The following is a 9,582-nucleotide window of genomic DNA, read 5'->3' as shown; positions in this document are numbered from 1 at the left end:
CCCGTGCCGCCCCCGGCCCCCGCGCGCCGCCGCCGCACCGTCCTGATCGGCGGTCTGCTCGTGGTGGCCCTCACCGGCGGCGCCGTCGGGCTGGTCCAGGCGCTGCCCGACGGCGGCTCCTCCGGCTCCTCCGGCTCCTCCGGAACCCAGGCCAAGGGCGCCGCCACCCCGAGCCCGTCCACCGACGACGCCCCCGCCTCCGCCAACCCCCAGCAGGTCACCCCGAAGACCGCCCCGTCCAAGCCGCAGGGCAGCATGCTCACCCCGGCCGCCGTCCGCACCGCCATCGCCGCGTTCAAGGAGAAGACCGGCACCACCACCTTCGCCGACCTGAGCGTCTACGACGGCTACGTCCTGGCCAAGATCCCCACCGCACCGGGCGCCGAGACCCTCGACGCCTGGGAGTACCGGGGCGGCACGGCCCGCCGCACCGGCGCCGACGGAACCATCGACGACGGCGACCCGGTCATCGACATGTCCACCGTCAACTGGGACGCCCTCCCCGGCCTGCTGGAACAGTCCCAGCGCGACCTCGGCGTCACGGCCCCCTCGATGCGCTACGTGCTCGTCGAGCCCTGGATGATGGACCACGTCCCCTGTATGCGGCCGTACTTCATGGACGAGTACGGCCGGGGCGGGTACGTCCTCGCCGGCACCGACGGCAAGGTGAAGCAGGTGGTCAAGACCTGACCACCCGGGCGGCCGCGCGCGCTGCCGTCCGGCCTGTGACATTCGTACTGCCCAGGACCGTACGCACGGATCTGCAGACGCCCCCGCCGGCCCTCGTACCGTCGCTCAGGAAGGACGGAACGGACCACGGAACGGGGAACGGACATGCAGGAGACACGACGGATCATGCGGGAGTACAAGGCCGACTGGCCGGCCCGCAAGGCCGAATGGCGGGCGGCGGAGAAGGCCCGCAAGGCACGCGGCGAGGCCCCCGACTACGGCAGCGGCCCGATGGGCCCGCCCAACGCCTTCACCCTGCTGCCCTGGCTGCTCCTGGGCATGGGGGCCGTCTCCAACGTCATCCACGGCGAGACCCCCAACCCCTGGATCGGCGCCCTGGGCCTGCTGGTCTTCAACTCCCTCTACATCACCCTGGTGTTCCGGGCCTTCGACAAGCGGGCCCGGGAGGCGGCCGCCACCCGGTGGTGCCTGGCCGCCCTCGGCGCCGTCACCTGCGCCCTGGCCGGCGCCTTCGGCGACAGCTGGCTGCTGTTCTTCCCGCTGCTGGGCCTCGCCACCGGCGCGGTCGTCCGCGGCCGCGTGCTCGCCCCGGTGATGTTCGGCCTCAGCGCCCTCGCCGGGGTGATCGCGGGGCTGCGGGAGGGCTGGGACGCCCTCGGCATCGTCTACGGGACCTTCCTGTCGGGCATGGTCACCGCCGCCATCCTGGCCCTGGCCGAGACGGTGCGGGAACTGCGCGACACCCGGCAGGAGCTGGCGCGGGCCGCGGTGGACCAGGAGCGGCTGCGCTTCTCCCGGGACCTGCACGACCTGCTCGGCCACACCCTGTCGGTGATCGTCGTGAAGTCGGAGGCGGCCCGGCGCATCGCCCCCCGCGACCTGGAGGCCGCCCTCGGCCAGGTACGCGACATCGAGACCGTCGGCCGCCAGGCCCTCACCGAGATCCGGGAAGCCGTCACCGGCTACCGCGAGGCCAGCCTGGCCGCGGAACTCGACCGGGCCAGGGGCGCGTTGACCGGCGCCGGGATCGAGCCCGCGGTACGCCAGTCCGGCCCCCCGCTGCCCCCGCAGGCCGCCGCCCTGCTCGGCTGGGTGGTCCGCGAGGCCGCCACCAACGCCGTCCGCCACAGCGGCGCCGCCACCTGCGAGATCGAGGTGCACGCCGCGGCGGAACGGGTCCGGCTGGTGATCACCGACGACGGCCGCGGCGTAGGCTCGACCCCGCCGGGCAGCGGACTGACCGGCCTCGGAGAACGCCTCGCGGCCGCGGGCGGCACGCTGACCAGCGGCCCCGTGCCCGGCGGCGGCTTCCGGGTCACCGCCGAACTCCCGGTGGAGGCGGCCGCACACGAGGACGAGGGGAACGGATGATCAAGGTCCTGCTGGCGGAGGACCAGGGCATGATGCGGGGCGCCCTGGCCCTGCTGCTCGGGCTCGAAGAGGACATCGAGGTCGTGGCGCAGGTGGCCGCCGGGGACGAGATCGTGCCCGCCGCGCTCGACGCCCGGCCCGACGTGGCCCTGCTCGACATCGAACTCCCGGGCCGCAGCGGCCTCGACGCCGCCGCCGAACTGCGTACGGCCCTCCCCGGCTGCCGGGTGCTGATCCTGACCACCTTCGGCCGCCCCGGCTACCTGCGCCGGGCGATGGAGGCGGGGGCCGCCGGGTTCCTGGTCAAGGACGGGCCGGTGGAGGAACTGGCCGCCGCGGTCCGCCGGGTGCTGGCGGGGGAGACCGTGATCGACCCGTCGCTGGCGGCGGCCGCGCTCAGCGCCGGCCCGAACCCGCTGACCCCGCGCGAGGCCGACGTGCTGAACGCGGCCGTCGACGGGGCCACGGTCGCCGACATCGCGGCCAGGGTGCACCTGTCGGAGTCGACCGTGCGCAACTACCTCTCGGCGGCCATCGGCAAGACCGGCACCCGCAACCGCATGGAGGCCGTCCGCGCGGCCCGCCGCCAGGGCTGGCTCTGACCCACGACGGGGGCTCCGGGGACGTCGGCGCCGCTGGGTAGGGTGGGGGCGACAGCACACCGTCAAACGGAGCGCGGAACCCGCGGACAGCGGGGACACACCGCGGAGAACGAGGAGCAGACGTGAGCGAGCCGGCGTCCATCGCCCTGCAGCAGGAGATCGCCCGGGACCTGGAGGTCGCCGAGACCTTCGACGCCGAGCGGGAGATCGAGCGCCGGGTGGCCTTCCTCGCCGAACGGCTGACCTCCACCGGTCTGCGCTCCCTCGTCCTGGGCATCAGCGGCGGGGTCGACTCCACCACGACGGGCCGGCTGTGCCAGCTCGCCGTCGAGCGGGCCCGCGCGGCCGGGCACGAGGCCCGGTTCTACGCGATGCGCCTGCCCTACGGGGTCCAGGCCGACGAGCACGACGCCCAGCTCGCGCTGTCCTTCATCCGCGCCGACCAGGTCCTGACCGTGGACGTCAAGCCCGCCAGCGACGCCGCCCTGGAGGCCGCGCGGGCCGCCGGCGTGGAGTTCCGCGACGCCCACCACCAGGACTTCGTCCACGGCAACATCAAGGCCCGGCAGCGCATGATCGCCCAGTACGCGGTGGCCGGCGCCCACGACGGGCTGGTGGTCGGCACCGACCACGCCGCCGAGGCGGTCTCCGGCTTCTTCACCAAGTTCGGCGACGGAGCGGCCGACCTGGTTCCGCTGACCGGCCTGACCAAGCGCCGGGTGCGCGGGGTCGCGGACGCCCTGGGCGCGCCCGCCGAGCTGGTGTGGAAGGTCCCCACCGCCGACCTGGAGACCCTCGACCCGGGCAAGGCCGACGAGGACGCCCTCGGGGTCACCTACGACGACATCGACGACTTCCTGGAGGGCAAGCCGGTCGACGGGCGGGCCTTCGAGACGATCGTCCGCCGCTACCGGCTCACCGACCACAAGCGCCGGCTGCCGATCGCCCCGGGGCACCTTCCGGCTCAGTAGGCCCCGTTGACGTTGTCGATGGAGCCGTAGCGGGCGGCGGCGTAGTTGCAGGCGGCCGTGATGTTCGCGACGGGGTCGTAGGAGTCCATCGGCGTGCCCGGCACGTGGTAGGCCCGGAAGGTCGGGTCGATGACCTGGAGCAGCCCCTTGGAGGGGATGCCGGCCGCGGCGTTGGAGTCCCAGTTGTTGATGGCGAGGGGATTGCCCGAGGACTCGCGCATCACGTTGCGGTGGATTCCGTTGTAGGAGCCGGGAATTCCGTGCCGGGCCATGATGTCCAGCGACTCCCGGATCCAGCCGTCCAGGTTGTTCGCGTACGTCTTGGCGGCGGCGGGCTTGGCGGTGAGCGCCGCGGCGCGGGCGGCGGCGGCCTTCGCCGCCCCGCCGAGGGTCAGCTTGAGGCCGGGGCGGATGACGGAGGGGTTGGCGCCGATGGCCGAGCGGTTGGCCTCGTAAAGGGCCTGCCAGCCGCCGCTCACGGAATGCTCCGCCGCGATCTTCGCCAGGGTGTCGCCGCCGACCACGGAATAGACCACGGGGGCCGCGGCCTTTTCCGCGGCCGGCTTGGCAGCGGGAAGTGCCACGGTGCTCGCGGCGGGCGCCGCGGCCGGCTGCGCGACGGCCGCCCCGGCCGTGGTCGCGCTGATCAGGGGGAGGGCGAGAGCCGCTCCGCCGGTGCCGGCGAAGGCCAGCTTGCGGGCGATCTTGTGCTGCTTCGGCCGGCGGTGCTTACCCGATGCGGGCATGGCGCATTTCCTCACGTGTGGGGTACGGGAGAGCCCGGGTGGCGGCCGGATTCGGCAGTCGGCCACCGGGAATGAAGGTGACCGTAGGCGAGCGCGCGGGGCCGAACAAGACGCGAATTCCGCCCGGAGATCGACTTCCCGGAGGCCGCCCGCGAAATGACCTTGAAAAACTTCTCGGGAAATCCGGGTTTCCCTTTCCGGGAAAAGGGAATCGACCCTTCCGGGGAAATTGATGTTGGCCCGGCGGGTGTGGCTCACATCACGGCCCCGCCGGGCCCTCCGCTCCCGCGCTCAATACGGTCAATTCGCGGGCCGATGCCGCTGATTGGGGCGACTCACGCGAGAGTGCTTAATACCCTCAGATGGTGATGAATCGGGCGCGCTTCGGCGGGGTCAGAGCGCGGCCGGCCCCTCCAGCCCCTCCAGCCCCTCCAGCTCCTCCAGTTCCTTCAGGGCGCCCGCCACCGCCGCCTCGGACGCCGGTAGCAGCGGGAGCCGTACGTCCGGCGCCGGGATCCGCCCCTGCGCGTGCAGCACGCCCTTGACCACCGCCGGGTTCGGCTCCGTGAAGAGGGCCGCCGAGAGCCGCGCCAACCCGTGCCCCAGCCCCCGGGCCCGTGCCACGTCACCGGCCCGCCAGGCGCCGGCCAGCTCCACGAAGCGCTCCGTCGCCAGGTGCGCCGAGGCCAGGACCCCGCCCGAGGCGCCGAGCGCGAGCAGCGGGGACACGTACACGTCGTCCCCCGCCAGCACGGCGAACCCGTCCGGCAGGTCGCCCAGCAGCGCCACCGTCTCCTGGTCGATCCCGCCGCCCGCGTACTTCACCCCGGCCACCCCGGGCAGCGAGCCCAGCTCCCGCAGCGCGGCCGCGTCCAGCGGCTGTCCCGTCCGGTACGGGATGTGATAGACGATCAGCGGCACCGGGCTCGCCCCGGCCAGCCGGGCGAAGTGCGCCAGCACCCCCGCCGCCGAGGGCCGGACGAACGCGGGCACGGCCACCAGCGCCGCCCCCGCCTCCGGCCACCGCGCCAGCCGGGCCAGCGAGGCCTCGGCCGCCCGGGTCCCGATCGCCCCGGCCCCCACCGTGAGCAGCGCGCCCCGCTCGCGGCAGACCCGGGCGCAGACCTCGGTGACAAGATCGCGCTCGGCCTCCTCCAGGGCGGCCGTCTCGGCGGTGGTGCCCAGGGCGACGATCCCGGCGGCCCCCGCGTCGAGCACCTCGTGGGCGAGGGCCTCCAGCGCTCCGGCGGCGACGTCCCCGCCGGGGGTGAAGGGGGTGACCAGCGGGACGTGGATCCCGCCGAGGGAGGGCTCCGCCGCCTGACGGGCCGTCTGTTCGGTGCGCCGTTCCGTGTACTGCTCCGTGTCCTGTCGCATGGGCAAGAGCCTCGCCCGCTCCGAGCACCGAATCCAGTTCACGTTCCTTACGTGATCCGTAAGCTGAGCCGATGCTCGACGTACGCCGCCTGCGGCTCCTGCGTGAACTCGCCCGCCGCGGCACCATCGCCGCCGTGGCCGAGGCCCTCGCCTACAGCCCCTCGGCCGTCTCCCAGCAGCTCGCCGTCCTGGAGCGCGAGGCCGGACTGCCGCTCCTGGAGCGCACCGGCCGCCGGGTCCGGCTGACCCCGGCCGCCCAGAACCTGGTCGGGCACGCCGAGGCGGTCCTGGAGCGGCTGGAACGGGCCGACGCCGACCTCGCGGAGGCCCGCAGCGGCCTCGCGGGGGTGCTGCGCATCGGGGCCTTCCCCACCGCGACCCGCGCCCTGGTCCCGGCCGCGCTGGTCCACCTGGCCCGGCGGCATCCGGCGCTGGAGCCGATGGTCGACGAGACCGACCCGGCGGCGGTCGCGCACGCGCTGCGGGCCGGGGACCTGGACGTGGCCCTGGTCCACGAGTACGACTTCGTCCCCACGCCGCCGGAGCCGGGCCTGGCCACCCGCCCGCTGTACGGGGAGGCGATGTACCTGGCCGCCCCCGGCCCGGCCGCGGGCCCGCACCCGGACCCACACCCGCACCCGTACCCAGGCCCGGGCCCGGGCTCAGACGCGGACCCGACCCCGTACCCGCGCGCGGACGCCGACCCGGATCCGCACGCGGGCCCGGCGCGCGGGCTGGGCCCGGCCGCGGGACCCGCCGTCGGCCCCGATCAGGGCACGGTCCTGCGGGCCCACCGGGACGCGCCCTGGATCACCGCCACCCCCGGCACCCTCTGCCACGCCATGACCCTGCGGGCCTGTCAGGCGGCCGGGTTCACCCCGCGCGTCCGGCACCGCATCGACGAGTTCGCCACCGTCCTCGCGCTGGTCGCCGCCGGGCAGGGGGTGGCCGTCGTACCGCAGCTCGGGGTGACCGGCCCGCCGGCCCCAGGCGTCGTCCTGACCCGCCTCCACATGGAACGCCGCACCAAGATCGCGTTCCGCGACGGGGCCGGCGCCCACCCGGCCGTGGCGGCCTTCACCGCGGCGCTCCGGGCCGCCGTACCGCCGGATCTGGCCGTACCGCGCGCCGGGGCGTGACACAACTCCCGTACGGGGCGCCGCCCGTGTACGTTCGATGATCCAGACCGATCCGACCGGATCCGACAGAACGGGGTACGACGTGACACATCGCGTACGAGGAGTCATCGCGCGGAGCAAGGGCGCACCGGTGGAGACGACCACGATCCTCGTGCCCGACCCGGGCCCGGGTGAGGCCCTGGTGAAGGTCCAGGCCTGCGGGGTCTGCCACACCGACCTGCACTACCGCGAGGGCGGCATCAACGACGAGTTCCCCTTCCTCCTCGGCCACGAGGCGGCCGGGATCGTCGAGTCCGTCGGCCCGGACGTCACCTCCGTCGCCCCCGGCGACTTCGTGGTCCTCAACTGGCGTGCCGTGTGCGGAACCTGCCGGGCCTGCAAGCGCGGCCGCCCCTGGTACTGCTTCGCCACGCACAACGCCACCCAGCCCATGACCCTGGAGGACGGCACCCCGCTCTCCCCGGCCCTGGGCATCGGCGCCTTCGCCGAGAAGACCCTCGTCGCCGCCGGCCAGTGCACCAAGGTGGACCCGGCTGCCTCGCCCGCCGCCGCCGGACTCCTGGGCTGCGGGGTGATGGCCGGCCTCGGCGCCGCCCTGAACACCGGCAACGTCGGGCGCGGCGACTCCGTCGCCGTCATCGGCTGCGGGGGAGTGGGCAACGCGGCCGTCGCCGGTGCCCGGCTGGCGGGCGCCTCGAAGATCATCGCCGTGGACCTGGACGACCGGAAGCTGGAGTGGGCGCGCGGGCTCGGCGCCACCCACACCGTCAACGGGCGCACGCAGGACGTGGTCAAGGCCATCCAGGAACTGACCGGCGGGAACGGCGCGGACGTGGTCGTCGAGGCCGTCGGCCGCCCCGAGACCTACCAGCAGGCCTTCTACGCCCGCGATCTGGCCGGCACCGTGGTGCTGGTCGGCGTGCCGACGCCCGAGATGAAGCTCGAACTCCCGCTCCTCGACGTCTTCGGCCGCGGCGGCGCCCTCAAGTCCTCCTGGTACGGGGACTGCCTGCCCGAGCGGGACTTCCCGCTCCTGATCGACCTCTACCTTCAGGGCCGGCTCGACCTGGACGCCTTCGTCTCCGAGACCATCCCGCTCGACGGGGTCGAGGACGCCTTCGCCCGCATGGAGCGCGGCGAGGTCCTCCGCTCGGTGGTGCAGTTCTGACCGGGTGAACGCGGGGCGGGTTCCGTAGACTCGGGCGGACCGCACACCTCCGTCCGCCCCGGCCGCGACCCGGCCGGGGCCACGGGCGGAGGCCCGCACCCACACCCCAGGGACCGTCCGTGACCCGCCAGCGCAGCCACAGCTACCGCCAGCCCGGTGTCGTCCTCACCGACCACCACTTCACCGTGCCGCTCGACCACGCCCGCCCCGACGGGCAGCACATCGAGCTCTACGCGCGCGAGGTCGTGGCGAGCGGCAAGGACCCCGAGGCGCTGCCCTGGCTGCTCTACCTGGAGGGCGGCCCCGGCTTCGGGGCGCGGCGCTTCACCGGGCGGCAGGCCTGGCTGGAGCGGGCCCTCGCCGACTACCGGGTCCTCCTCCTCGACCAGCGCGGCACCGGCCGTTCCACCCCGCTCAACCGGCAGACCCTGCCCCTGCGCGGCACCCCGGCCGAGCAGGCCGACCACCTCGCCCACTTCCGCGCCGACTCCATCGTCCGCGACGCCGAGACCGTCCGCCGCGCCCTGACCGGCGGCGCCCCCTGGACCGTGCTCGGCCAGAGCTTCGGCGGCTTCTGCACCACCCACTACCTCTCCACCGCCCCCGAGGGCCTCACCGCCGCCCTGATCACCGGCGGCCTGCCCTCCCTCGACGCCACCGCGACCCAGGTGTACGAGGCCGCGTACCCGCGCATCGAGCGCAAGAACCTCGCCCACTACGCCCGCTACCCCATGGACGCCGAGCGCGCCCGCCGCATCGCCGCCCACCTCGCCGAGCGCCCCGCCGAACTCCCGGGCGGCTACCGGCTCACCGTCGAGGCCTTCCAGTCCCTCGGCCTGCTCCTCGGCACCGGCGACGGCAGCCACCAGCTCCACTACCTCCTGGAGGACGCCTTCGTCCCCACCCCGGCGGGCCCCGCCCTCTCGGACGCCTTCCTCGAAGCGGCCCACTCCCACCTCTCCTTCGCCGGCCACCCCCTGTACGCCCTGCTCCACGAGGCGATCTACGCCCAGGACCCGGCGGCCCCCACCGGCTGGGCCGCCGAGCGGGTGCGCGCCGCCCACCCCCGCTTCGACGCCGCGAAGACCCTCGCGGGCGACGAACCCCTCCTGTTCACCGGCGAGACCATCCACCCCTGGCACTTCACCGTCGACCCCGCCCTGGCCCCGCTGCGCGACACGGCCGAACTCCTGGCGGCCCGCACCGGCTGGCAGCCCCTCTACGACCCGGCACGGCTCGCCGCCAACGAGGTCCCGGTGGCGGCGGCCGTCTACCACGACGACATGTACGTGGACACCGAGCACTCCCTGCGCACGGCCCGCACGATCCGCGGCCTGCGCACCTGGGTAACGGACGAGTTCGAACACGACGGCGTCCGCGCGGGCGGCCCCCGCGTCCTGGACCGCCTCCTCACCCTCCTCGACGCCTAGGTGTATTGCCCAGTGAGGTTGGGGACGCGGCTGGCGGGTGGTTTGCCTGCGAGCGCGGTGTGTCCTCGGTGGTGATTGTAGGTGTGGA

The 9,582-nt window shown here is 74.5% G+C and carries 8 protein-coding genes and 1 pseudogene; 7 read left to right on the top strand and 2 right to left on the bottom strand.

The features are described from left to right. The 4 genes and pseudogenes from AB0F18_RS36560 to nadE form a co-directional block, all read left to right on the top strand. Positions 1-690, top strand: a pseudogene (locus AB0F18_RS36560) (hypothetical protein); the annotation flags it as partial. 144 nt (positions 691-834) lie between these two features. Next, positions 835-2,061, top strand: a complete 1,227-nt coding sequence (locus tag AB0F18_RS36555; protein ID WP_362069002.1) for a sensor histidine kinase — start codon at positions 835-837, stop codon at positions 2,059-2,061. Continuing rightward, the gene (locus tag AB0F18_RS36550) at positions 2,058-2,663 is read left to right on the top strand and encodes a response regulator transcription factor (protein WP_362068999.1); all 606 of its coding nucleotides are present in this window, start codon (positions 2,058-2,060) and stop codon (positions 2,661-2,663) included. Before AB0F18_RS36555 ends, AB0F18_RS36550 begins: the two co-directional genes overlap by 4 nt. Before the next feature lie 122 nt (positions 2,664-2,785). After that, positions 2,786-3,634: an ammonia-dependent NAD(+) synthetase gene (gene nadE / locus AB0F18_RS36545; protein ID WP_362068996.1), complete on the top strand. Its 849-nt coding sequence runs from the start codon at positions 2,786-2,788 to the stop codon at positions 3,632-3,634. On the opposite strand, the gene AB0F18_RS36540 is transcribed toward nadE, so the two are convergent. After that, positions 3,628-4,380 (bottom strand): LysM peptidoglycan-binding domain-containing protein, encoded by a 753-nt coding sequence (locus AB0F18_RS36540; RefSeq protein WP_362068993.1) that lies wholly within the window; start codon positions 4,378-4,380, stop codon positions 3,628-3,630. The two genes, nadE and AB0F18_RS36540, sit on opposite strands and share 7 nt — an antisense overlap. A gap of 393 nt (positions 4,381-4,773) precedes the next feature. Next, positions 4,774-5,757: a dihydrodipicolinate synthase family protein gene (locus AB0F18_RS36535; RefSeq protein ID WP_362068990.1), complete on the bottom strand. Its 984-nt coding sequence runs from the start codon at positions 5,755-5,757 to the stop codon at positions 4,774-4,776. Positions 5,758-5,828: 71 nt separating this feature from the next. Here AB0F18_RS36535 and AB0F18_RS36530 point away from each other — a divergent pair, with 71 nt between their 5' ends. The 3 genes from AB0F18_RS36530 to AB0F18_RS36520 all read left to right on the top strand — a co-directional run bounded on the left by AB0F18_RS36530 (position 5,829) and on the right by AB0F18_RS36520 (position 9,494). Next, the gene (locus AB0F18_RS36530) at positions 5,829-6,896 is read left to right on the top strand and encodes a LysR substrate-binding domain-containing protein (RefSeq protein WP_362068987.1); all 1,068 of its coding nucleotides are present in this window, start codon (positions 5,829-5,831) and stop codon (positions 6,894-6,896) included. Between the two features lie 82 nt (positions 6,897-6,978). Continuing rightward, entirely contained in the window at positions 6,979-8,064 is a 1,086-nt protein-coding gene (locus tag AB0F18_RS36525; RefSeq protein WP_362068984.1) for an S-(hydroxymethyl)mycothiol dehydrogenase, read from the top strand. 119 nt (positions 8,065-8,183) lie between these two features. Then, the gene (locus tag AB0F18_RS36520) at positions 8,184-9,494 is read left to right on the top strand and encodes an alpha/beta fold hydrolase (RefSeq protein ID WP_362068981.1); all 1,311 of its coding nucleotides are present in this window, start codon (positions 8,184-8,186) and stop codon (positions 9,492-9,494) included. Positions 9,495-9,582 lie beyond the last annotated feature (88 nt).

Origin of the sequence: Streptomyces sp. NPDC029216 (assembly GCF_040648015.1) — a bacterium.
Classification (GTDB): domain Bacteria; phylum Actinomycetota; class Actinomycetes; order Streptomycetales; family Streptomycetaceae; genus Streptomyces.
This window is presented reverse-complemented; position numbering and strand designations above follow the sequence as displayed.

Coding starts and splice junctions, on each gene's coding strand:
- AB0F18_RS36540 (WP_362068993.1), bottom strand. CDS start 4,380: ATGCCCGCATCGGGTAAGCACCGCCGGCCGAAGCAGCACAAGATCGCC.
- AB0F18_RS36530 (WP_362068987.1), top strand. CDS start 5,829: ATGCTCGACGTACGCCGCCTGCGGCTCCTGCGTGAACTCGCCCGCCGC.
- AB0F18_RS36555 (WP_362069002.1), top strand. CDS start 835: ATGCAGGAGACACGACGGATCATGCGGGAGTACAAGGCCGACTGGCCG.
- AB0F18_RS36535 (WP_362068990.1), bottom strand. CDS start 5,757: ATGCGACAGGACACGGAGCAGTACACGGAACGGCGCACCGAACAGACG.
- AB0F18_RS36550 (WP_362068999.1), top strand. CDS start 2,058: ATGATCAAGGTCCTGCTGGCGGAGGACCAGGGCATGATGCGGGGCGCC.